The sequence below is a fragment of the Micromonospora sp. NPDC005161 genome (assembly GCF_053599855.1).
In genome coordinates this window covers 1-24,402 of the sequence record NZ_JBSFYQ010000046.1, presented here as the reverse complement: position 1 = coordinate 24,402, position 24,402 = coordinate 1, and the positions used below count along the sequence as shown (strand labels likewise).

Below are 24,402 nucleotides of genomic sequence, written 5' to 3'. Positions count from 1 at the left end.
GCACGCCGTTCCCGGTCTAGGGTTTCGGGTCTCTGAGGTCCGAAGTCTGAAGATCGGGAAACGGCGTGCGTCCTGCAAGTCTATGGCAGGGTCTCCTCGGGGTGGGTAAGACCACCGTGGTAGAGCGGGTTGAGCAGGAGGAACACCTCGACGAGGACGGTGCCGAGGTGATGCTGGTCGTGGTGCACGCCAGGCCGTCGAAGGGGGCACGGCGTCGCTGCGGGCGGTGCGGGCGCCGCTGCGTCGGCTATGACGCCGGCCGGGGACGTCGGCGATGGCGGGCGCTGGATCTGGGTCCGGTGCGGGCGGTGATCGAGGCCGACGCGCCGCGGGTGGCCTGCCCCGAGCACGGCATCGTGGTCGCGGCGGTGCCGTGGGCGCGCCACGACGCCCGGCGCATCCAAGGCGAACTCGTCGGGCTCGGCCACCGCGTCGGCGCCGGCACCATCCGCCGCATCCTCGCCCGATCGAGGACCGGCCCTGCCCCGCGTGAGGTCGACACGAGTTGGCGGACGTTCCTGCGCGCTCAGGCGGCCGGGCTGCTGGCGACCGACTTCTTCCACGTCGACACCGTCACGCTGCGACGGCTGTACGTCGTGTTCGTCATGGAGGTTACGACCCGACGGATCCACATCCTCGGCGTCACCGCCCACCCGAGCGCAGCGTGGACCACCCAGCAAGCCCGCAACCTGGTGATGGACCTCGGGGACCGTGTGACACGGTTCCGGTTTCTGATCCACGACCGCGACGCGAAGTTCACCGCGTCTTTCGACGCCGTGTTCGCCGCCGAAGACATCGACGTGGTGAAGACCCCGCCACGCACGCCAAGGGCGAACGCGTTCGCGGAACGCTTCGTGCGCAGCGTCAGAGCGGAGTGCACCGACCGGGTATTGATCTACAACGAACAGCACGCCCGTACCGTGCTACGCGACTATGAGGACCACTTCGACCGGCACCGGCCGCACCAGAGCCTGGATCAGCATCCACCCGACTACGACCCCGGCGTGGTCATCGCGATCGACAAGCCGATCCGGCGACGCCGCGTCCTGGGCGGCGTGATCAACGAGTATCGCCGGGCCGCTTGATCCACCAGGCAAATCCCCAGCCCACAGCCTGAAACACAGTTTTGGCGCGGTACAGGTTCTTCCAACGGGCGCTGCGGGCGCTGAAGGTGACGCCCACCGAGGTGGTCACCGACGCCGCCCCGGTCTACCCCGCCGTCCTCGACGACCTCATCCCCTCAGCCTGGCACCACGTCGAGCGGCACGCCAACAATCCGAGTGAGCCCGACCACAGCCAACTGAAGCACCGGCTGAGACCGATGCGCGGGTTACGAACCGAGCAGACCGCACAAGTGATCATCGCCGGCCACGCCTTCATGCAGAACTTACGACGCGGCCACTACGAACTCACCGTCGAGGTCCCGCGAGCGAAGCGGGTCGCTGCCGCGTTTACCGAGCTGGCCCGCGTGATCTGACCGCAGACCCGAAACGGGCTTGGCATCTCCCTCGATTCCGTAACGCAACAGCACCCATCCGAGCACCTCACCGGGGCAATGGGACCGCCGCCCGCTCGACGGCGGCGAAGGGGCTGACATTGAGCCACCCCTGCAGCGCGCGGCAGGCCGCGGACTCCCCCTTCAGGCTTAGCGATCCGCCTCGCAGCGCCGCCGACCAGCTCATGTCACCCATCCAGATGCGGGTGAGAGTCTCCACCTCGGTCTCCAACCACACGCTGATCGGGAAGCCCGGATCGGTGTCGCAGGCGTCGGCGCCGCCGGACCGGGACAGGACGAGCCACCATCGCTGCTGACCTGCCGGCGCGTCGCGGAAGTAGAGCTGGACCGTCGTGGCCTTCTCCGGCATGCGGGCAGGCTGGGAATCCCTCCGGATGTCGATCATCAGCATCACCGGGTCGAACTCGTCCGGGCGCAGTTCGTGCATCCAGCGCACACCCCACGCGCCCATCTGCTCCAGAAGCGGCCGTAGCTCATCCCCGGCCGGCGTCAGCCGGTAGCGGGGCTCACCGTCGGCCACATGCCGCTGCACGAGACCCGCTCGCTGCAACTCGCGCAGACGCGCCGCGAGCAGCGACGGGGACATTCGAGGAACGCCCCGGGCGATGGTGCTGAACCGGTCCTCGCCCCAGAGCAGCTCGCGGATGACGAGCAGCGTCCAGCGTTCGGCGAGGATCTCGGCGGCCCGAGCCACCGGGCAGTACTGGCTATAGCGCTTCACCGCGCGCACCTTCCTCGCGGCGTGGAGGCCCTCGCCGCTACAGAAAACGTAGCGGGCGAGGGGTCGCCGGTCAGTCAACCTTATGACTGACAGCGACAGACCCGAGGAGGAGTGAGATGTCCGGAAAAGCGGTCATCAGCCTGACAACCGGCTTGGAGGACCCCGAGCGGGTCACCGTGGCGTTCCTGGTGGCGGTCGGTGCGGCCGAGGAGGGCCGGCCGACGCTGATGTTTTTGACCAAGGAGGCGGTTCGGCTCGCGCTAGGCGGCGTCGCCACCGGGGTGGCCTGCACCGGCTGCCCGCCGCTGCCTGACCTGGTGAAGCGGTACCAGGCGGCGGGTGGGAGGTTTTTGGTCTGCCCGATCTGCTTCACCGCGAAGGGGCTCGACGAGGCCCAGCTGATCGATTCGGCCGAGCTCGGCGGCACCGTCCCGATGTGGCGCTGGATCGGCGACGGGGCGACGACGTTCAGCTATTGACCATCAGCTCGCTGGGGTCTGTTGCGTTGCCCGTGTCCAGGGATCGAGGCAGGCTTGACGGGTGCAGCCGTCGAGTCCTCGTCGTCGCTGGTCGCCGCCGAAGGCGGCGTTCACCGGGTTCCGGTTTCCCGCGGAGGTGATCGTCGTCGCGGTCCGCTGGTACCTGCGCTACAACCGGCGCCGTTGCCTTATCGGATGGGCGGACGTGTTGAACCCGGTCGGGTCCGCGGTCAGATCGCTTGGGCGAGTTCGGTGAACGCAGCGGCGACCCGCGTGATCGGCGGGGTGTCGATGGCGAGTTCGTAGTGTCCGCGTCGGAGGTTCTGCATGAATGCGTGCCCGGCGATGATCACCTGCGCTGACTTGTCCGTCCGTAGCCCGCGCATCGATCTCAAACGGTGTTTCAACCGGCTGTGATCAGCCTCGATCGGATTGTTCGCATACCGTTCGACGTGGTGCCTCGCGGATGGGATCAGCTCATCCAGCACGCCGGGGTAGACCGCGGCGGCGTCGGTGACCACCTCTGCGGGTGTCACCTTCAACGTCGACAGCGCCCGGCGGAAGAACCGCCGGGCCGCGCCGGCGTCCCGGCGGTTAGAGACGAGCACGTCGATGACCTGCCCGTACTGGTCGACCGCCCGGTACACGTACCGCCACACACCGTTGACCCTGACGTACGTCTCGTCGACGAACCATCGGTCACCCGGCGAGTGGCGGCAGAATCGGGCGGCGTCGGCCAGCAGCGGCGTGAAGCGTTGCACCCAGCGGTAAACGGTCACGTGGTCGACCTCGATGCCGCGTTCAACCAGCAGTTCCTCGACATCCCGATAGGACAGGTTGAACCGCAGATACCAGCGCACCGCGGCCACGATCACCTCGGGCGGGAACCGGAACCCGGCGAACGCCGACTTCGGCGGCAGCCAGGGGCGAGGACGGGTTGATGGTTTCACCCGTCAAGCCTGCCTCGAACTTGCCAACGCTCAATGCAACGGAGCCGTTGAAGATCAGGCGGACGGTGGCTGCTTGTGCCTGGTCGATACGCCCGGACGTTGCTGGAAAGTACTCAAAACGGGCTCCCGACGCTCGCTGGAAGAGTTCGCCGCGCCGTTACCTACCGTGGCCGAACTCGACGTCTTCCGAGGGAGTTCGTGAAGGCGCTGATCGGGGCCGCGACCTCCTCTGCTGCATGGCCGCGTAACCTTCCAGTGTGAGCGCTTCTCGTCCGGTGAGACCGCCGATCATCGCGGACGTGGCACGGGTTGCTGGTGTATCCGTGCCGACGGTCTCGCGTGTACTCAACGGCTCCGTTCCGGTGAGTGCCGAGCGGCGTGCGCGCGTCATGGCCGCGGTCAAGGAACTGGGCTTTCGTCCGAACGGTGCCGCGCGCTCGCTGGCGCAGCGGACCGGGTCGATGATCGCCGTGTTCACGGGGAATACCACACGGTACGGATACGCCTCGACGATCCAGGGCATCGAGGAGGCGGCCCGCCAGGCGGGCTACATGGTCGTGATCTCCGTCGTCGAGACGCCCAACGTGCTCACTGTGGAGCGGGCGATCGACCATGCCCTGGGTCAGCCCTTGGCGGGCGCGGTGGTATTGGAGTTCGATCCACCCGGGGTGGCCGCGCTGGCGGCCATGCCTCCGTGGCTGCCGGCGGTGGCGGCCGCCTCCGGCGGTTCGTCGGGGGAGGCGATCTCCCACGCCTACATGGATGACCGGTACGCGGCGGCGCAGGCCACGCGGTACCTGCTCGACCTCGGCCACGAGACGGTCCATCACGTGGCGATCCCGTCGTTCGGCACCGAGAGCGCGCGCATGCTCGGCTGGCGTGACGCAGTGGTCGCCGCCGGGGTGCCGGTGCCGCCGGTGATCAGGGCGGACTGGAACCCGATGTCGGGGTACGACGCGGGAGTGGCCCTGGCCCGCGATCGGTCGGTGACGGCCGTGCTCGCCGGCAACGACGAGCTGGCGATCGGGGTGATCAAGGCGCTGAACGACCATGGGCGGCGCGTACCTGACGATGTGTCGGTCGTCGGGTTCGACGACCACCCGCTGAGCCAGCTGTGGTCGCCCCCGATCACGACCGTCCGTCAGGACTTCGTCGGCCTCGGCCAGCAGGTGTTCGCCCTGCTGGCCGGGCGGATGGAGACGGGCGAGGCGCGTCCGTCGGTGCGGATGATCCCGGATCTGATCGTGCGCGGCTCGACCGGGCGCGCCCCCAGCGCCTGACCGCACACCGCACGTCCTGCGCGCCGGCGCTCGAGGGTCACCTCTGAAAGCGCGTATCACAGTTCCGTATCTCGGTCCCGACTATACCTTGCGCTCCATCATGATTAACGCTTTCATGATGCTCGACGGACGACGTGCTGACGAGGGGCAAGGCAACGATGCCGATCATGAATGCCGGTCCCGCCGCCACACTCGCTCACTGGGGTGACGGTGGCGTGCAGCTCCGCCTGGCGCGCTGGGCAGACGGTCCGGTGACGGCGCGGGTCATCAGCGAGTCCATCGGGGCAGAGGGCGCGCCGGCGGACCAACCACTCGTCGAGATCCTCGCCGTCGGCCACGGCCACGCGAAAGGCAACCTGCGGAACACGGCGACAGCGATCGGTGCCCGGCTGCGCTATACGGGCCACGACTGGGCGGACGAAGGACGCTGGCGCACCGTGCGGGTGCGGCAGCGTGACGAGGCGGCGGGCATCGAGGTGCTGTCGACCTTACGAGGCGAACCCGGGGGGAGCTCCTTGCAGGCATGGACGACGGTGCGCAACACCTCGTCGGTGCCGCTGCACCTGCTGGCGGTCTCGTCGCTGATGCTGGCCGACCCCGTGGGTGCGGCACCGTTGGAGGAGGTCGCGACGATCGAGGGTGCCAGCGAGTGGGTCGGCGAGTGGCGATGGTCCACCCACGACCTGCGCGGGCAGGACGGCCTGCCGAACCTTGCGCTGGCCTCCCACCAGCACCAGGACGCACGAGGGGCACGAACCGTCGTTGGCCACGGCGCCTGGTCGTCGGGACAGCGCGTCCCGGCAGGCGTGCTGGTCGCACGCCGGAGCGGCGCGGCGCTGGCGTGGCAGATCGAGAACAACGGGCCCTGGCGTGCCGAGCTTGGTGAGCGGCTTTCGGGCGACGACCGCGAGTTCGTGTCGCTCGGTCTGCTCGGCCCCACCGACGCCGACCACGGCTGGCTGAGAACGCTGCAGCCGGGCGAGGAGTTTGAGTCGGTGCCGGCGTCGGTGGCGTGGTCCACCGCCGGGTGGCAGGGAGCGGTCCAAGAGATGACCCGTCATCGCCGTGCGATCCGTTACCCATCCCGCGCCGCCGGCGCCGTCGTGTTCAACGACTACATGAACACCCTGATGGGCGACCCGACGACCGACAAGCTCTTGCCGTTGATCCGAGCGGCGTCGCGGGTAGGGGCGCATTACTTCTGCATCGACGCAGGCTGGTACGACGACGGGGGGGACTGGTGGGACTCGGTAGGGGAGTGGAGCCCTTCGCACACCCGGTTCCCCGACGGCGGGCTCGGCCGCGTGCTCGATGCGGTCCGGGCCGAGGGGATGGTGCCGGGCCTGTGGCTGGAGCCCGAGGTGGTCGGCGTGCGCAGTCGGGTGGCCGCCCAGTTCCCGGACGAGGCCTTCCTGCAGCGCCGGGGGGTGCGGATCGTCGAACACGACAGGTACCTGCTCGACCTACGCCATGAGCAGGCGCGCAAGCACCTGGACGACGTGGTCGACCGGCTCGTCGACGACTTCGGGGTCGGCTACCTCAAGCTCGACTACAACGTCACGCCGGGGGTCGGGACCGATCGCGACGCGGACAGCCCGGGCGACGGCCTGCTGCGGCACACGCGCGCCTACCTCGGCTGGCTCGACGGCGTACGCGAGCGCCATCCCGGGCTGGTCCTGGAGAACTGCGCGTCCGGGTCCATGCGCGCCGACTACGCCCTGCTCGCCCGCACGGAGATCCAGTCGACATCCGACCAGCAGGAGCCGCTGCTGTATCCGCCCATCGCCGCCGGCGCCCTGATGGCGGTCCTGCCCGAGCAGGCCGGGAACTGGGCCTACCCGCAGCCCTCGATGACGGACGAGGAGATCGTCTTCACCATCGTCACGGGGCTGTCGGGGCGTCTGTACCTGTCGGGGGATCTGGCCGCGATGTCCGACCGGCAGCTCGACCTGGTGGCCAAGGGTGTGCAGCTGGCTCAACAGTGGGACGACGAGCTCGGCGGCGCCGTCCCACTCTGGCCGCTCGGGCTGCCGGCATGGGACGACGCCTGGGTCGCCGTGGGACGGTCGACTGCGACCGAGACCCGTGTTGCCGTCTGGTGGCGCGGCGGGGATGGCGACCCGCAGATCGTTCTGGACCTGCCTGCGGGCGACGTGCAGATCATCTACCCGGAGGCGACGGCCGGGGGGCTTGCCGTCGACTCAGCGCACGGCCGCACCAGCGTGCGTGCCACCGCCGGCTATCCCGCGGCCTGCGTGCTGCGTGTGGGCCACGACGTCGTGCTCTGAGGCGAGCACGACGCCCATATCGGACCGGTGTCGTCGGCGACACCAGAGGAACGAGGAGTCGATATGAAGAAGTATCTGATCACCGTGGCGACGGTCGCGGCCGTCGCGCTCGCGTTGAGCGCCTGCAGCGACCCCACGGCAGGCGGCGGAGCGCCGGACCAGGGCGACGCCGGTGCCGCCGTTTGGCCTCAGCAGACCGCCGACCTGGCTGGCACCACGTTGACGGTCTGGGCCGCCCAGAACTCCAACACCATGCCCACGGAGGTCGCCGCGGCGTTCGAGGCGGCCACGGGCGCGAGCGTCGAGATCATCACCATCCCCGACCCGTACGAGCAGGGCATCCAGACCAAGGTCGCCACCGGCGACAAGCCTGACCTCGCGTTCTGGCAGCCCACCGCCTCGATGCTCACGGCGCTGAACGCGCGGACGAACCTGCAGCCGCTCGACAATGCACCGTGGCTTGGCAGGTACTCTCCTGAGCTGCGCGACATCACTGGCATCCTCGACGACACCCGGTACGCGGCGCTGATCACGAGCCCGGCTGTCGAGGGTGTCTACTACAACAAGGAAGTCTTCGCCGCGCACGGCATCACCGAGACGCCGAAGACGTGGGACCAGTTCATCGAGCTCGGCCGCAAGCTCAAGGCCGAGGGACAGACCCCGTTTTTCGAGATGGCTGCCGATCGCTGGGGCACCCAGTGGTGGGTCCAGGTCCAGCTCGCCGACGCTGCCGCCGATGGGCTGTGGGATCGGGTGAACGCCGGTGAGGAGAAGTTCACCGATCCGACCATCCTCGAGGCGATCAAGACCTACAAGTCGCTGATCGACGAGGGCTTGTTCAACAAGGACATCAAGACCGCGACGTTCGAGGACCAGGGCGACGCACTGCTCGCCGGCGATGCCGCGATGGTCATCCAGGTGAATTCGTTCTTCGGCCAGCTGCAGGCCAAGGCCAAACCGGAGGAGCTGAACGCGAAGATCGGCTTCTTCCCGATCTCCCCGTCGGGCAACGTGGGCACTTTCATCCCCGACCAGGCCAACGCCCTCGTGGCGTTCAAGACCGGTGACGCCAAGCGCGAGTCTGCCGCCCGGCAACTGCTGTCGTTCTGGCTCGGCGAGGGCTACGCGGGTTTCGTCAAGGACCGTGACACCGTTTCGCTGCAGACCGGCGTGTCCAACCCTGGCACGGTGCCGCAGGCGCTGCTGGATGTGCACGCTTCGCTCGGTGATTCGGTGGGGTCGATGCAGGCCCTGGCCGTGGCGAACCCTGACCTGTATATCTATCTGGCCGACATGATCCAGGGCACCACCACGCCCGAGCAGGTCGCGCAGCAGACGCAGGACCAGTTCGGCCAGCTGGCCCGCGCCCAGGGCATCAAGGGCTTCTGATCGATTGGTGCGGGCCCGCGTGCAAGCGCGTCCCGCACCAGCCCAAAGGGGGCCGACAGAGATGACAGCGACCATCAACATGGCAACCCAGCGCACCGTCCCCGACGGCGGCGCACGGCGGACGCGGCGGCGGGACGACCGACGTCGCGGCACCTACCCGGCGCGATTCCTCGTCCCGGCGTTCGTCGTGCTCGGAGTCTTCTCCTTCTTGCCGTCGATTTTCAACTTCGTCTACGCGCTGACCGACTGGTCGAGCTTCAAGTCTCAGATCAACTTCGTCGGCCTGCGCAACTTCCAGGACCTGGTCTCCTCCGGAACCCTGGTCATGTCGCTGCGCATCACGATCGTCTACGCAGCGCTCGTCGCCATCTTCCAGAATCTGTTCGGGCTGCTGCTCGCTCTGCTCCTGGAGCGCGACACGCGCGTCAACCGGTTCGCCCGGGTGATGTTCGTGATCCCGGTCATCATGTCCGCGCTGGCCGTCGGGTACGTCTTCCAGGCCCTGCTCAAGCCGGACGGCGCCATCAACCAGATCCTCGGGTCGCTGCTCGGGCGGGACATCACGATCCCCTGGCTCGGCGACACGACCTGGACGCTACTCGTCGTGGCGATCATCCACTCCTGGAAATGGATGGGCCTTTCCATGCTCATCTACCTGGCCGGCCTGAAGACCATCAACGAGGACGTTCTGGAGGCCGCCCGCATCGACGGCGCTTCCCCGTGGCGAACGTTCTGGGACATACGGTTCCCACTGTTGGCACCCGCGGTCACCTTCAACGTCGCCACCGCGCTGCTCGGCTCGATGAACGGCTTCGACATCGTCCAGGCCACGACCGAAGGCGGCCCGGCCCGGACCACCGAGCTGCTCAACATCTTCATCTTCCGCACCTTCGGCCAAGGCCTGTTCGCCCAGGCGACCACGATGAGTCTCGTACTGTTCCTCGTCGTCGTCGCACTCGCATTTCCGGTCATTCGGACGCTGCGCAAGCGGGAGGAAGTGCTGTGACCACCTCAGCCGCCCAGACCGCGACAACGCCGCGAAGGACACAGTCACGCGGAGGGCGCACCGGCCCGCGGCGCGCGATGCAACCCATCGTCGCGATCCTGGCTGTCGTCCTGCTCATCGGTATGCCGCTGTGGATCATTGTCGTGACCGCCGGCAAGACGCAGGGCGAGGCACTGAACCCAAACCTCAACCTTCCCGGCGACTGGCAGCTCGCCGAGAACGTCTCCGCGGTCTGGCAGCAGGGCCGGGTTCCCGCAGCATTCTTCGGCTCGCTCCTGGTGATGGTCCCGGCCGTCATCGGCGTTCTCGTACTCGGTTCGCTCGCGTCCTGGGTGCTGGCGAGGCGGTCCACCCGGCTGTTCGCCGTCCTTTACGCGCTGGCGATCAGCGGGATCGTGCTGCCACCGAGCGTCGTCACGATCGTGTTGCTGCTGCGCCAGCTCGGCCTCGCTGGCACCGCCGTCGGCATGATCGGCGTGTACATGGGCATGTACATGTCCACCGTCATCTTCTTCGTGACCGGCTTCATCCGCACGATTCCGCTCGAGCTCGAAGAGGCGGCCCGCGTCGACGGCGCCGGCCCCTTTCGCGTGTTCGGCACGGTCATCCTGCCGCTGCTCATGCCCGTCCTGTCGACCGCGGCGATCCTGATCTGCCTATACGTCTGGAACGACGTGTTCTACGCCTTCTTCGTGGTCGGCGGACGTCTCGACACCCTGCCGCTCAATCTCTTCCAGGTGGCAAGCGCAGGCCTCTACCTGAACAACTGGCACCTGATCTTTGCCTACGTGATCCTCATGAGCTTGCCGCTACTGGTCGTGTTCATCGTCGCCCAGCGCAAGATCATCTCCGGCATCACCTCCGGCGCCGTCAAGTAGCCGGAACGACCAACTTTCTTGCCACCACGCGATCCCGCGACCTTTGGAGGTGAGACCAACCCACGCAAGCCCCAGTCAACACATCTTGGAGGTAATCGCAATGTCGCATTTGACAAAACGTCGATGGCCCCATCGCAGACCCCGGGGTAGGGCCATTGTGGCTGTCCTCGCCCTGACCGGCATGGCCCTCACAGTGCCGGGCGCAGGCCCGGCGTTCGCCGCCGGCGACGTCGTGACCGTCGACTTCGCACAGTCGACCGGCGAGGTCCACGGCGGCGCCTCAGGCACCCTCTACGGCTTCGGCTCGGCAGACGTGCCCACACGCGCCATCGCCAACGGCGCCCACATCACCAACTCCTCGTCCAAGCCCCCGTACGGTCTGCAGCACCCGACCGGCGACATGCTCTCGTACGAGAACGACTTCTTCGCCAAGCACGGCCAGTACCTCTCGCCCTACCTACAGGACTTCTACGCCGAGTGGTATTACAACGCCTCGAACCGCCCGCCGGACGTCCGCAGCTACGACCAGACCACCGGCCGATGGACCGGCACCACCGAGACGGGGCCGAACAACAGCACGGGCATCTGGTCACAGCCCACGGCCCCCAACGGCGTCTGGGACTACCTGGAGATCATCGAGTTCGTCACGACCCGCATCGCCGAGGAAGCCGACCACCCCGGAAAGTATCTGCTCATACCGTTCAACGAGGTTGAGGGCAACTGGTACAGCCGCTGGACCCAGGCCCCGCAGTACTGGCCGGGCGAGTCGAGTGACATGATCCGGCGCGGCAACAAGGACACCTTCTGCGCCGACTGGGTCGCGATCTACAACAAAATCAACGAGGTCTACGCGGCCCACGGCCTCGGCAAGCCCCAGCTCGGCGGCGGCGGCTGGTCCGCCTGGAGGGAAACGCAGACCCGCGACGCGCTGACCTGCATGAGAGACACTGGCACCCTGCCGGACGTCTTCGTCTGGCACGAACTCAGCGACTCCGGCCTGACCCAGTTCCCGGCGCACATGCGGGCCTACGAGGACATCCTCGACGAGCTCGACCTGCCACGGATCCCGGTCAACATCTCCGAATGGGGCAACCTGCACGACATGAGCGCACCCGGCCGGGTGATGCAGTGGCTGATCAACTTCGAGAACGAGAAGGTCGACGCCCAGACCGCGTACTGGAACGCCGCAGGCACACTGTCCGACAACGTGGCCGGCGTCAACGGCGCCAACGGCGGATGGTGGGCATTCAAGTGGTACGGCGACCTCGAGGGCTCCGAGACGGTCGCCACGACCACCCCGTCGAACGCCGCCAACCAGACCCACGCGCTGGGCGCCATCGACCACGCCAACAGGAAGGCCACGGTGCTGGCGGCCGGCACCTCGAACGGGCAGTTCACCCTGGAGATGACCGGGCTCGACCCCGCGGAATTCGGAGCCGCGGTCGACATCGAGATCCGGGAGATCGGACTGACCGGGGCAGAAGGCGTCCACGGCAACCCCCGGGTCGTCTACGCCAAGGACGGCGCGCAGCTGGCCGCGGACGGATCGCTGGCGGACATCACCGTCGACGTGCCGTACTTCGACCGCGCCTACCAGGTGCTCATCACACCGGACCAGAACCGTGACGTCGAGGCCGCCCAGCTCGCCCAGCCCTGGAGCTACGACATCGAAGCCGAGGACACCACCCTCGGCGGACCCGCCCAGACACGCAGCTGGACGACGTACGGCAGCAACCTCTGGCGTCCTTCCGGCGGCTACGACGTGGCCTGGTTCAACACCGCCGCCGCCACCGCCACATGGACGGTCGACGTCCCGCGGGACGGCACATACCGGCTGGAGATCATTCGATCCGGCGACGGCCAAGCGGGGCGACACGCACTCTACGTGGACGACCGGCTCGACCAGCTCGTCCAGTACGCGGCCAACCTCGCCAACGACGGGGCAACGCGTGCCCAGTGGAAGTACCGCGGCTCGGACACCGTGGACGTCCGGCTCACCGCCGGCACTCACGCGCTCTCGCTGAGGGCATCAGCAGACGGCGGAGCCACCACCCTTCCACACTCCGACGTGGCCCTTGACCGGTTCACCCTCACCGACGTCACCGACGGCGACCCGACGACATACCCAGCCAGCACGTGGCGCAACAACGGCGGCGCGCAGATGGCCTACGGCGATGCCGTCGCGCTCAACAACGGCACCGTCCGGCTCGCCGGCGCCGACGCGCGGTCGGACCTGTACGTGACCGCCTGGGACCCCGGCTACCACGACGTGTCCATCAACTGGGCGACCGAGACGGCATCATCGGTCAACCTGACCGTGAACGGCACCTCGGCAGCCACCCTCCAGGCACCGGCAGCAGGACAGTGGCAGTCGAAAGCGACCGCCTACCTCGCCGAAGGGATCAACGAGATCGAAGTCCGATCGCCGTCCGGTGCCAACATCGCCGACCTGACAACCGTACGAAACCGATCCGCTGACACCGACCATGCCTACACCCTCGAGGCGGAAGCGGCGACGCTTCACGGTGCTGCCAAGGCGGTCACGAATCCAACGAACACCGGCACCAACGCCTCCGGCGGCGGATACGTGACCGGCGCAGGCCAAGGCGCGGAAAACTACATTCTGGTGCCACGCGCCCCGAAGGTGGCCGGCGCAGGCGACTACACCGTCACCGTCAGCTACTCCAACCAGAACGTCTCCGGCCGCCACGCCTACAACCCCCAGGTCGTGGACGTCCGGCTATCCATCGCCGAGGAGTCCGGCGACGCGACCTACAACGAGGTCGGCTCAAGCGGCATGCGCTACACGAACCACTGGGAAAGCTTCTGGGACCGGACCCTATCTGTCCACCTCGGGTCAGCTGACGGTTCGCTGAAGCTCCAGTCCGCCGCGCTCATGGAACCGTGGTCCACCTGGACGGTGCCACCGCCATGGGGCACGGCCGCGCCAGCGTACCTCGACAAGATCACGATCGCACCGGTCCAGGCCGGCCAGTCGGAGACCGAAGCAGCTCCCAAGCCGGCAATCTCCGCGAAGGTGGCAGTCGCGGCGCGATGCACCGGATGGCACAACCAGCTGGGAGTCACCGCGACGAACACCGACGACGAACCGCTGTCGCTCTCGATCGAGACCGACTACGGGACGAAGACCTTCAACGCCATTCCACCAGGCCGCACCCAGTTCCACCCGTTCCGCACGGGGCTGGCGGACCTACCCGCAGGCTGGGTGAAGGTGACGATCACGTCCGGCGACGAAGGGACGCCGCTCGAGCAGGCAGTCGCCTACCGTAGCCACTCCTGCTGACACGACATGTGCCCTGTCCCGTCCAACAACGGACCGAGCCGCCGCCAACGGCGACACCACGTCGGTGCCATCAAGAAGGATAGGTAACGCGAAGCCAGGCGCGGCTGTGCACCGTCGCGAAGTGCGACGGTGCACAGCCACGTTGTTAAAAATCCGAGGTTCGATCCCGCCCGTATCGCAGATATCGGCGGGATCGAACCCGGTAGACCTCGCAAGGCTCGCCCTCGAAGCCGGCGTTCGGGCCAAAGGGTACTTGGGTCACGCTGCCGAAGGCGACGATGTCTTCGCTGCTGGCGCTCTTGGGTGTCTTGAGGGGCTCGGCGCCTGCTCCCGGCCGAGGCGTGGGGGTTCAACTCGATGGCGAGGCGTATGCTCCGAGCTGCGTTGGGTTTGAGTTCATATCGAGGGGCGACAGGAACCATTGCCCCACTGATCCTGACTACTGCAATCTCACTCCAGTAGCGATCAGGGGACGCCCCCGGACATTTCACCCGGTCCGCGTTCCCTTGGACGACGGCCGCCGCGGTTCGCTGAACGGTCTCCTTTGGTTTGTGTTTCTGACTCTGGCGGTCAGCATCGGGGCGTGACAGCCGTACTGATCACCGGTGGGACCAGTGGTATCGGGCTGGCCGTGGCGGCGGCGCTGGTGGCCCGGGGCCGACCGGTCGCTGTTCTCGGTCGAAGCCGCGAACGCTGCCAGGACGCCCGGCGTTACCTGACCGGTCTTTCCGGCGATGCGCAGATCCTGTTCGTGTCGGGCGACACGACCAACCCGGATGACCTCGCCGCAGTCGTAAGCGAGGCGGACCGGCGGTGGGATGCCGTCGATGGTCTGGTCACGGCCGCCGGACGGCTGGCTCGCGGCACATTCGGCGAGCTCTCCCCCGGCGAATTCCGTGCGGCGTTCGAGACCAACGTGCTCGGCACATGGCTGGCCATTCGCGCGGTGGCGCCGGCTATGGCCGCGCGGGGGTACGGCCGGGTAGTCACGATCGGGTCGGTGCTCGGCACGACCGGGGCGCCGGCCCGCGGGGGTTACGCGGCCACGAAGGGCGCAGTCGCGGCGCTCACCCGCTCACTGGCGCTGGAACTTGCCAGCAGCGGCGTGACCGTCAACTGCGTGGCGCCAGGCCCGGTGCGTACGCCGATGAACGCGGACGACCCTGCCCCTGCCGAAAACCCCATCCGCCCTGGTTAGGTCCGGCGTGGGGGTGTCGGAGATGTTGGTCCGGTTGCTGGGCATGGGCGTAGCTGGTGATCGATGCGGCATGATGGGCTGCCGTGCTGCTGCGACTGGCGTACCTGGGTGTGACGAACGCGTTCGCGATGCTGCGCCTGCTGCCGATGAGCAATCGGGACAAGGATGTGGAGATCCTTGCCCTGCGCCACCAGATCATGGTGCTGGAGCGCCAGCTGGGCAAGGAGAAGGTGCGGTTCGACGCGAGTGATCGGGCGTTCCTGGCGGCGTTGCTGCACCGGCTGCCGCGGGACGTGCTGCGCCGAGTGCGGCTGCTGGTGCGGCCCGACACGGTGCTGCGCTGGCACCGCGACCTGGTCGCCCGTCGTCACGCGGCCGTTTCCCGACCCAGGCGCCCGGGCCGGCCGCGCACTGTGCACTCCGTCCGCGCCCTGGTGCTGCGCCTGGTGCGGGAAAACCCTGCCTGGGGCTACCGGCGCCTGCATGGCGAACTGCTGGTGCTGGGGGTGAAGGTGGCCGCGTCCACGGTCTGGGAGATCTTGAACGAGGCAGGCATCGACCCGGCGCCCGAGCGGGCCTCCAACACCTGGGCCGACTTCCTGCGCTCCCAAGCCGACGCCCTGCTGGCATGCGACTTCCTCGAGACGGTCACCCTCACCGGAGCGCGGATGTACGTGCTCGCGGTGATCGAGCACGCCAGCCGCCGAATCCACATCCTGGGCGCCACCCCACACCCAACCACCGCATGGGTGGTACAGGCCGTGAAGAACCTTGTCATAGACCTCGAAGACAACGGCTCCCGGGCGCGGTTCATGATCCGTGACCGGGACGGCAAGTTCCCCGATTTGTTCGACGCCATCCTCGCCGACGCGGGCATCGACGTCGTGCTCAGCGGCATCCAGGTGCCGAGAATGAACTCGATCATGGAACGGTGGGTCCAGACCTGCCGCCGCGAACTACTGGACCGGACCTTGATCTGGAACCAGCGGCACCTGCTCCACGCCCTACGCGAGTTCGAACAGTTCTACAACGGACACCGCCCACACCAGGGCATCGGGAACGCGCGCCCGCTATACCCGTTGCCCAAACAGATCACCGACCCGGACAGGCTGGCCCGTCTCAACGTCCGAAGACGCGAGCGCCTCCGCGGCATTCTCCACGAGTACGAGCATGCCGCCTGACCTGCACGGACGAGGTTTTCGGCAAGAGCAACCCTCACCCCATCCCGACGCAGACGCCTGCTCCACGGCAACCCCCATGTCGTGTGGCAGTACACCTGGACCGGGCGGCGGCTACTCATCTCCGTCTGGGTGCCCGGCACCGTCCCACCCGGCGCCGTCGAAGCCGCCGTCCGCGCCGCCTGGCCGGGCGCCGCCTGCACCACCGACGACACACCCCCACCGCCGATGCCCATCGACGTGCCGGCGGCGGTGGGCGGGCACCTGCTGCCCACCGCCGCCGAATGGCTCCCACTCCACACCGACCACGACAACGACCCGCTGCGCGCCCTGATGTCCGCCGGCTCCCAACTGCGGGCCGACGAACACGCCTGCGTGCAGATCCTGGCCCGCCCCGCCGCACCCCGCCGCGTGACGCGCGCCCGACGAGCCGCCGTCAGGCTCCGCGACGGCAAGATCGCCCTACCGGCGATCAACCCCGCCGCACCGCTGCTCTGGCTCATCGAGGTCTTCCAGACCGGATCCTCCGCCCGCACCCGATCCAGCCCTGCCGCAGGCCGCCGGGACCCGGGGGTGGAACGCGACGTGCGGGCCATTGTCGACAAGACCGCCCACCCGCTGTGGGAAACCGCCGTGCGCTACGCCATCGGCAAGGACAACCACCGCGCCAACAGCGACCAGCGGCCCCGGCTGCGCGGCATCGCCGACACGGTCGCGTCGTCCTTCGCGGTCTACTCCGGCCGCAACCGCCTCACCCACCGCACCCGCATGCCGTCGCCCGCCGCCGTGCTGGCGTCACGCCGCCTCGGTGCGGGGTTCCTCACCAGCACTCCGGAGCTGGCCGCCCTGGCTGCGCTGCCGCGGGACCTGGCCGTGCCCGGCCTGGACCGGGCGCGGGCGAAGTCCATGCCCACCCCCGTCGCCGTGCCCACCGGCGGGCGCGGCACGAAGATGATCGGCGACGCGCAAGTCGGCGGCCACGGCGTCGCCCTGGCCGTCCCCGACGCCCGCTACCACCTGCACGTCGTCGGCTCCACCGGCAGCGGAAAGACCACCCTGCTGGTCAACATGGCCGTCGACGACATCAAAGCCGGCCGCGGCACCGTCGTCATCGACCCCCACGGCGACATGGTCCTGGACATCCTCGACCGGCTCCCCGCATCGGTCGCGGACCGGGTGGTGCTGTTCGACCCCGACCAACCCAACCCGCCCACGATCAACCCACTCTCCGGCGACGACCCCGACCTCGTCGTCGACAACCTCGTATCGATCTTCGGGAACATCTTCGCCAAGGCGTGGGGACCCCGCATGGACGACGTCATGCGGGTGGCCTGCCTGACCCTGCTCCGGCACGCCAACGTCACCCTGCAGCACATCCCACCCCTGCTCAACTCAGCGCAGTTCCGCTCGGCGATGACCGTCGACCTCGACGACCCGGCCGGCCTGTCCGGGTTCTGGCAGTGGTACGACGAGCTGAATCCCGCCCTGCGCTCCCAGGTCATCGGCCCCGTCCTCGCCCGACTGCGCGCGTTCCTGCTGCGCGACTTCGTCAAACGCACCATGCGCTACCCGACATCCAGCTTCGACATGGGCAAGGTCCTCGACGGCGGCGCGCTGCTCGTGCGGATCCCAAAAGGCCAGCTCGGAGAGGACACCAGCAAACTCCTCGGCTCCCTGATCCTCGCGCAGGTATGGCAAGCTGCCACCGCCCGCGCGAAGGTAGCCCCCGACAAGCGGCGGGACGCCACGCTGATCATCGACGAGGCGCAGAACTTCCTCACCCTGGCCAACAGCCTGGACACGATGCTCGCCGAAGCCCGCAAGTACCGGCTGTCCCTCGTCCTGTCACACCAGGACCTCGCCCAGTTCCCCAAAGACCTCCTCGCCGCCGCGTCAGCGAACGCCCGCAACAAGATCTACTTCTCGTGCGCTCCCGAGGACGCCCGCGTCCTCGCCCGCCACACCCTTCCCGAGCTCGACGAGCACGACCTCACGCACCTCGACGCCTACACCGCCGCGACCCGACTGGTTGTCGACGGCCGGCAGACACCGGCGTTCACGCTGCGCACCCGCCCACCCCAGCCGGTCGTGGGTGAAGCCACCGCGATCCGGGAGAGCGTCGCCCGGACCGTGCAGGCGCAGAACACCAGCGCCATCGACGCCCTCGTCGACCGGCTGTCCCAGCCCCGCGACGACAAAGGCGCAAGGCCCAGAGGCGGCAGAGGCCTCTCCTGACCGGGCGCAACAGCCCTGCAGGACCAGCGCTTCGGTGTCTGTCACCGCAGCCAGATCGAGGCCGCGATGCCCCTTCGGCCAGCGCATCACCACCCCTTCACCACCGTCAGCTCCGTGCCGCTGACAGAACGGCTCAGGTAGGCCTGTCAACGCTGCACACGCCCCGTGATCAGCCACAGCCGCAGGGTCCACCAATTCCAGACACCCCTCCCACAGAGGGGATCCTCCTTCCTGCCTGAAGGGAACCCCGCATGTCCGCCGAACACTCCGACCCGCAGCGTCCTGCCCCCCTCACCCCCACTCCCCCGAGCCTTCCTCGCCCGGCCGCTCCGCGTCCTCGCGCCGCCCGACCCGCCAGGACCGCCTGCAACTCCTGCGCCGGCTGACCCTGCGCGACCGTCAACTGCTCGACTGGCTCGCCGAGCACTACCTTCTATCCACCGACCAGATCGCCCAAGCGCTGTTCCCATCCCGGCGGGCGGCCCTGCTACGCCTCGCGGCGCTGCACACCATCGACGCGGTCACCCGATTCGTGGACGTCACCACCGGCACCAGCCAGTACCTCTACGCCCTCGGCCCGCTCGGCGCCGTGGTGCACCCCACCGCATACACCGACCCCGACCGGCCGTCGGCGCGACCGCCGCGCAGCAGCATCGAGCGCACCGAACGCATCGTCGGAAGCCACAAGCTGCGCCACCTCCTCGGCGTTAACCAGCTCTTCGTCGACCTGCACGCCTACACCCACACCGACCCCAACGCGCAGCTGGCGCGGTGGTGGTCCGAGCAGCACGCCACCGCCGCCTACGCCGCCGCCGACATCCGCCCCGACGCCCACGGCGTCTGGACCGTCGGCGAGCGCAGCGTCGGCTTCTTCCTCGAACACGACAACAACACCGAGAACCTAGGCAGGGTGCTGCGCAAGCTGCGCGCCTACGAACGCCTCGCCGAGTTCGGACCCCGCTACCCCGTCCTGCTGCGCGTGCGCAGCCGCCGCCGAGAGGCCAACCTCCTGCGCGCCCTGGCCGGCGTGCCCACCGCCATGCCGGTGGCCACCGGCATCCACGACGAACACCCCGCCGGCCCGGCCTGGACCCTCACCACCGACCCGAGCCTGCGCCGGTGGCTGCACGAGCTGCCCAGCGACCACGGCCCCGACAACCCCGCCACCAACCCGCACCGCTTCACCCACCCCGACACGAGCGACTAGCCCCAACGGCGGTGCCACCGACACCGGCGAGGGTGCCTCGCCCGAGACTCGCCGCCATGTTCGGGGTACGGAAGGCCATGAGACCCGCTTCCCGCCCGTTCGGCGCACAAACATGGTGCCGCGACCGGCCAATGATTGCCCGCCGATCCCGGCGAGGCCCGCACGGGGGTCCCGACCATGATAAGCCGACTTTGCGAAAGCCGGCCGGGGTCGCGGGCGGCGAGGTCCGCGTCCCGCTGCAGGCGAGAGCGGGTGTACGCAGAGCATGCTGGCTAACCTCATCCAGAAGGAAGGCAGCGCGGGCAAGCTCGAGCGGATCGGCCACGAAATAGGCGAACGAGTTCTCGCTACCGCATAGCGGCCTCGGAGGTCGGAGCAGCGAACGGGTAGCAGTCACCGTCGTCCCTTGGTTCGGTCTGGGGCGCCTCGCATGCGGCCGGTGGAGTCGACTTCCACGCACGTTCACGTGAACTTTGGTGAGCGTCGGTACGGGACGGGCCGCGGTCGGAATGATCAGCGGCAGGAATCGTCTTCGCGAGCCGTCCGAGGTGCTGCCATGTCCGACACAGTGACTCCTCCACGGCCTCCCGTCCGGGCCTGGTACCGGCCCATGGTCGCCCGCCCCACCGACGAGCCGTACCGGACCGTGACTCCGCTGGAACTGCTCTTCGACCTATGCTTCGTGGCCGCGGTGAGGCAGGTCGCCGACCGGCTGCACCACAACCTGGGCGAGGCCGACATCGGTCACGGGATTGGCCTCTATCCGGCGGTGTTCTTCGCGATCTGGTGGGCGTGGATGAACTTCACCACATTCGCCTCCGCGTACGACCCCGAGGACGACGTCTACCGCCTCACCACCCTGGTCCAGATCGCCGGGGCGCTGGTGATCGCCGGTGGCGTGCCTCGCGCTTTCGACCGCGGCGACTTCTCCGTCATCACCTACGGGTACGTGATCATGCGGCTGGCGATGGTCGCGCAATGGTTGCGCGTCGCCCGCAGCGATCCGGAGCGGCGGGCCACCGCACAGCGCTACGCCGTGGGCGTCATCGTGCTGCAGGCGGCCTGGATCGCCCGGCTGGCACTGCCCGGAGGGTGGCACTGGCTGTTGCCCGGCTTCCTGGCGATCGTCCTCGCCGAGCTGCTCTTACCCTTCTGGGCGAGACGCCCCGCTCCGATCATCTGGCACCCACGCCACATAACCGAGCGGTACGGCCTATTCACCATCATCGTCCTCGGCGAGTCGGTACTCGCGGCCAGCCTCGCCGTCCAGACCGCCTTTGACCGAGGGACCAAGGCAAGCACTCTTCTGTCGATCGCCGGTGCCGGCATCGTGATCGTCTTCGCGATGTGGTGGCTGTACTTCGATCGCCCAGTTCAGCACCTGGCGGCCTCGCCGCGCGTGGCGCTGCTGTGGGGATACGGTCAGTACCTGATCTTCGCATCGGCGGCTGCGCTCGGCGCGGGCCTCGCCGTCGACGTCGACTACCAAACCGGCACCGCGCACCTCGGGCCCGTCGCCGCAGGGTACGCGGTAGCCACGCCGGTCGCCGTCTACCTGCTCGCAGTCTGGACGCTGCACATCCGCCCGTATGAGCAGCTGAAGATGACCGTGCCGTACTGGGCCACGGCTGCGCTGGTGCTGCTCACACCGCTCACGCCGGCGCCGGCACGCCTGACCGCTCTGCTCCTCGCCACCCTCGTCGCCACCACCGTCGTCGCTACCCGGCGCAGGCAGGTCGCCGCCCGGCCCGCGACGGATCACTAGGCTCGTTCTGCCGGTAACGGTGAGGCGGGCGGGGACGTGTAGCAACCGGTGACGCGGTGTTGTGGAGGTGGGCGACGCGGGACGAGGTATCGGTCAATCTGCGGGGCGGCGCCGTCGTCGTCGCGCAGGATCTCCCAGCACAGTGTCCGGCCGCTGCCGTCCAACGGTGATCTCGACCGAATGGTGTGTTCTTCACTGAAGCTCCCGGGCGCCCGGTATCGGCTTCAACCGATCTAGGTCATGTGCAGCGGTGCCCGCGAGGGCCTCGACCCGGGCGCCGCGGAAGCGCACTCCATGCAGTGCCAGGCGGCGGAGATCCTCAGGTAGGTGTGGGCGCACGGCCAGAGTGTCGGACTCCGGATCGAGGCCGAGCATCATGCGGAGCAGCATCATCGGCGCACCGGCGGCCCACGCCTGCGGGGAGCAGGCGGTGGGGTAGAGCACGGGCACCAAAGTGTTCTTTCGTGGGTAGCCTGCGAGTGCCTCGGGCAGTCGATGGCGCAGATGATGGCCGGCCTGCAACAGCCCCATCGCGAGTTGGTTGGCCTCGTCGCGGTGTCCGTACCGGGCAAGCCCGGCTGCGGCGATCGCGGTGTCGTGCGGCCAAACGGTGCCGTTGTGGTACTCAAGCGGGTTGTAGGCTGGCTGCTCGTCAGCGAGGGTGCGCACGCCCCATCCCGTAAACATCCGGGGCCCGCAGAGCAGCGCGGCGAGCGCGTCAACGCGTTCGGGCGGCACGATCCCGCTCCACAGCAGGTGTCCGATGTTGGAGGTCAACGTGGTCACCGGCTTCTTGTCCCCGTCCAACGCGAGTGCGTAATAGCCGAGGTCGGGTAGCCAAAAGTCGGTGTTGAACCGGCGATAGAGTTCCTCGGCGTCGCGTTCCAGACGCTCGGCGAGGCCGGGGTCGTTCCAAATCTCCCGCGCGAGCCGCGCCGTTCGGCGGCGCGCGTCGTAGGCATAGCCCTGAATTTCGCAGGTGGCCCGGGGAAGCTTGGCGAGGCTGCCGTCGGGGTGGACCACCGAGTTCCAGGAGTCCTTCCAGCATTGGTTGACCAGACCGCTGCGCGGGTTGCGAGTTTGGTATTCGATGTAGCCGTCGCCGTCGGGATCGCCGTACGTCTCCAGCCACCGCAACGCGGCGCGGGCCGCAGGCTGGAGGTCCTGTACGGTCTGCGTGTCACCGGTCCACCGTTCGTACTCGTCTAGGACGATCAGGAACAGCGGCGTGGTGTCAGCGGCCCCGAAGTACGGGGACTGCGGACGCTCGCCGAAATGGGCAAGCTCCCCGTGGCGCAGTTCGTGCAGGATCTTCCCCGGTTCGGCATCGCGGTGGTCGTCCTCATGGATCGCCTGCCGCTCGGCGAGGGCCCGCAAAGTCGTATAGGCAAGTTCGGGGTGGAACGGCAGCATCTGATAGCTGACTAGGAGGCTATCGCGGCCGAACACCGCCATGAACCAGGGCAGCCCGGCTGCGGGCAGAGAGGCTCTATCTCCGACGAAGGGGTAGAACCTCAACGCGGCGAGGTCGAGCAGACTGCGGTGGTAGATGTGCAGCAAGTCGTCCCAATCCGTGTCCAAGATGGGTGACGCGTCCAGCCATTCTCGGATGCTGTAAGGCATGTCCGGGTGGTGGTGGCGGCGCTGTAGCGCCGCGTCCACTTCGACCCCAACCCGGATCTGGATGTCGATGCCCCACTCTTGTCCAGGTGGTAGCTCGTGTCGGAAGGTGAGCGACTCCTCGGTAACGAAGGCACCGGGGGCGTCGATGTGGGTTTCGCGGCAGAAGTCGGCGCGGCTGTAGCCCAACGTGATCCCGCCGTCGCGCCGACGGCGGTACAGATGGCCGGTTTTCGACATCTGATCCTTGACGTCGAAGATGTCGGCGAAGTCGGCGTCGAATATCATCGTGAGTTCGAACGCGACCGGCGTCTTGCCGAAGTTGTGGACCGTGATGCGCTCCTGCATGCCAGTCGCCACTTCGCGGCGGCGGGTGACCGACAGCGACGGGTTCCGGTAGATCGTTCCGGTCGGCTCGATCAGAAAGAAAGCAACTTCGTCGTACTCGAGGTTGTCCGCGCTTAGCGCCTCCATTTGGTGGCCGTTGAGGCGCAGCTGCCACCGCGATAAGTGCCGCATGTCGCGATAGAACAGCCCGTCGGGAACGTTGGCAGCCGGGTTGATGTCACCCTGCCGGTCGCTTACAACGAAGGCGTCTCCCTGCAGGATATTGATCTGGTCGACCCGCACGCTGCCCCTCCGCTCTGGCCACACGAGCCGCCGCCGCTGGCCAATCCGGTGCCTAGTGGAGTGGTGGTTACCCTTCTAGGTGTGGTTACACCACGGCTTCCGAATCGGAGTGTTAGCCGGATACGGGACAATCTGCCCCCCGCCAGCCTCGGCCCTTCCGAAGGGGCGGCAAGTGAGGGTGGCGAGGTCGTCGGCCACCATGGTCGCTTCGACCTGCGCGCACAGCACGCCGAGCTTGACCTGTGCATACGCGGGGCTTGACGCGGCGATCGGCGCCGGGGCGCTATCGCTGGAGCATCACCGCCACATCGGTCGCGACCCGGCCCGGATCGTGGCCGGCCTGCCCGCGGCGCAGCGGAGCCAGCGCCTCGGCGTAGCCGGCGGGCAGCGCAGTCACTTCGACCCTGGCGTGCTCCAGCGCGGTGCCTCCCGGTCACCGGCCACCCGGTCAACGACCGGCGGCCAAGGAGACTCTCCGGGCCCGGTTCGACCACGCCGTGCACCCGGATCTCCGTCGTCCCCACTCCGTACCACCAATTTTCTCGTCGCTGGACGGGCGCGGATACCCGCCGACCGGGCCGGTACGCCCCCACCGCGGCCCCTACCGCTGCAGAGGAAGCTGGGCACGACGCGGACCAGCGCTGGTCCGCTTGGCGGACTAGCTGTGCTGTCCAGGGACGTTGGTCAACCTGGTGATGGGTGGTAGGCCGCCGGTGGCGGTGTGGGGTCGGTGGTGATTGTAGTGATGCAGGAAGGCC

General features: G+C 68.2%; 17 protein-coding genes and 1 pseudogene. 15 read left to right on the top strand and 3 right to left on the bottom strand.

Going from position 1 to position 24,402, the window contains the following annotated elements; translation table 11 throughout:
- Positions 1-65 precede the first annotated feature (65 nt).
- The 3 genes and pseudogenes from ACWD5O_RS30835 to ACWD5O_RS30825 all read left to right on the top strand — a co-directional run.
- Positions 66-392 (top strand): annotated as a pseudogene (locus tag ACWD5O_RS30835) (transposase family protein); the annotation flags it as partial.
- A 213-nt stretch (positions 393-605) separates the two neighbouring features.
- Positions 606-1,085 (top strand): integrase core domain-containing protein, encoded by a 480-nt coding sequence (locus tag ACWD5O_RS30830; RefSeq protein ID WP_354968737.1) that lies wholly within the window; start codon positions 606-608, stop codon positions 1,083-1,085.
- A gap of 41 nt (positions 1,086-1,126) precedes the next feature.
- Positions 1,127-1,477: a DDE-type integrase/transposase/recombinase gene (locus tag ACWD5O_RS30825; protein ID WP_450087501.1), complete on the top strand. Its 351-nt coding sequence runs from the start codon at positions 1,127-1,129 to the stop codon at positions 1,475-1,477.
- A gap of 67 nt (positions 1,478-1,544) precedes the next feature.
- Here ACWD5O_RS30825 and ACWD5O_RS30820 read toward each other — a convergent pair whose 3' ends face one another.
- Positions 1,545-2,237: a winged helix-turn-helix transcriptional regulator gene (locus tag ACWD5O_RS30820; protein WP_354968729.1), complete on the bottom strand. Its 693-nt coding sequence runs from the start codon at positions 2,235-2,237 to the stop codon at positions 1,545-1,547.
- A gap of 116 nt (positions 2,238-2,353) precedes the next feature.
- On the opposite strand from ACWD5O_RS30820, the gene ACWD5O_RS30815 reads away from it, so the two are divergent.
- Positions 2,354-2,716, top strand: a complete 363-nt coding sequence (locus ACWD5O_RS30815) for a DsrE family protein (RefSeq protein WP_354968728.1) — start codon at positions 2,354-2,356, stop codon at positions 2,714-2,716.
- 230 nt (positions 2,717-2,946) lie between these two features.
- Here ACWD5O_RS30815 and ACWD5O_RS30810 read toward each other — a convergent pair whose 3' ends face one another.
- Entirely contained in the window at positions 2,947-3,636 is a 690-nt protein-coding gene (locus tag ACWD5O_RS30810) for an IS6 family transposase (RefSeq protein ID WP_354968736.1), read from the bottom strand.
- A 287-nt stretch (positions 3,637-3,923) separates the two neighbouring features.
- On the opposite strand from ACWD5O_RS30810, the gene ACWD5O_RS30805 reads away from it, so the two are divergent.
- The 11 genes from ACWD5O_RS30805 to ACWD5O_RS30755 all read left to right on the top strand — a co-directional run bounded on the left by ACWD5O_RS30805 (position 3,924) and on the right by ACWD5O_RS30755 (position 21,394).
- Positions 3,924-4,946 (top strand): LacI family DNA-binding transcriptional regulator, encoded by a 1,023-nt coding sequence (locus ACWD5O_RS30805; RefSeq protein WP_450087500.1) that lies wholly within the window; start codon positions 3,924-3,926, stop codon positions 4,944-4,946.
- A gap of 167 nt (positions 4,947-5,113) precedes the next feature.
- The gene (locus tag ACWD5O_RS30800; RefSeq protein ID WP_450087499.1) at positions 5,114-7,234 is read left to right on the top strand and encodes a glycoside hydrolase family 36 protein; all 2,121 of its coding nucleotides are present in this window, start codon (positions 5,114-5,116) and stop codon (positions 7,232-7,234) included.
- Positions 7,235-7,261: 27 nt separating this feature from the next.
- On the top strand, positions 7,262-8,623 hold the full coding sequence (locus ACWD5O_RS30795; RefSeq protein ID WP_450087498.1) for an ABC transporter substrate-binding protein: 1,362 nt from the start codon (positions 7,262-7,264) through the stop codon (positions 8,621-8,623).
- A gap of 61 nt (positions 8,624-8,684) precedes the next feature.
- Positions 8,685-9,629, top strand: coding sequence for a carbohydrate ABC transporter permease (locus ACWD5O_RS30790; protein ID WP_450087497.1), 945 nt, complete (start codon positions 8,685-8,687; stop codon positions 9,627-9,629).
- Positions 9,626-10,507, top strand: a complete 882-nt coding sequence (locus tag ACWD5O_RS30785) for a carbohydrate ABC transporter permease (protein WP_450087496.1) — start codon at positions 9,626-9,628, stop codon at positions 10,505-10,507. Before ACWD5O_RS30790 ends, ACWD5O_RS30785 begins: the two co-directional genes overlap by 4 nt.
- A gap of 181 nt (positions 10,508-10,688) precedes the next feature.
- Positions 10,689-13,811, top strand: a complete 3,123-nt coding sequence (locus tag ACWD5O_RS30780) for a hypothetical protein (RefSeq protein ID WP_450087495.1) — start codon at positions 10,689-10,691, stop codon at positions 13,809-13,811.
- 583 nt (positions 13,812-14,394) lie between these two features.
- Positions 14,395-15,009 (top strand): SDR family NAD(P)-dependent oxidoreductase, encoded by a 615-nt coding sequence (locus ACWD5O_RS30775; protein WP_450087494.1) that lies wholly within the window; start codon positions 14,395-14,397, stop codon positions 15,007-15,009.
- Positions 15,010-15,092: 83 nt separating this feature from the next.
- Positions 15,093-16,190 carry an integrase core domain-containing protein gene (locus ACWD5O_RS30770; protein ID WP_450087493.1) on the top strand — a complete coding sequence of 366 codons (1,098 nt, stop codon included), beginning with the start codon at positions 15,093-15,095 and terminating at the stop codon, positions 16,188-16,190.
- Positions 16,191-16,271: 81 nt separating this feature from the next.
- A complete protein-coding gene (locus ACWD5O_RS30765) occupies positions 16,272-18,422 on the top strand; it encodes a type IV secretory system conjugative DNA transfer family protein (protein WP_450087492.1) in 2,151 nt (716 codons plus the stop codon).
- A gap of 364 nt (positions 18,423-18,786) precedes the next feature.
- Positions 18,787-19,629 carry a replication-relaxation family protein gene (locus tag ACWD5O_RS30760; RefSeq protein WP_450087513.1) on the top strand — a complete coding sequence of 281 codons (843 nt, stop codon included), beginning with the start codon at positions 18,787-18,789 and terminating at the stop codon, positions 19,627-19,629.
- 556 nt (positions 19,630-20,185) lie between these two features.
- A complete protein-coding gene (locus ACWD5O_RS30755) occupies positions 20,186-21,394 on the top strand; it encodes a low temperature requirement protein A (protein WP_450087491.1) in 1,209 nt (402 codons plus the stop codon).
- Positions 21,395-21,586: 192 nt separating this feature from the next.
- On the opposite strand, the gene ACWD5O_RS30750 is transcribed toward ACWD5O_RS30755, so the two are convergent.
- A complete protein-coding gene (locus ACWD5O_RS30750) occupies positions 21,587-23,644 on the bottom strand; it encodes an amylo-alpha-1,6-glucosidase (protein ID WP_450087490.1) in 2,058 nt (685 codons plus the stop codon).
- Between the last annotated feature and the right edge of the window lie 758 nt (positions 23,645-24,402).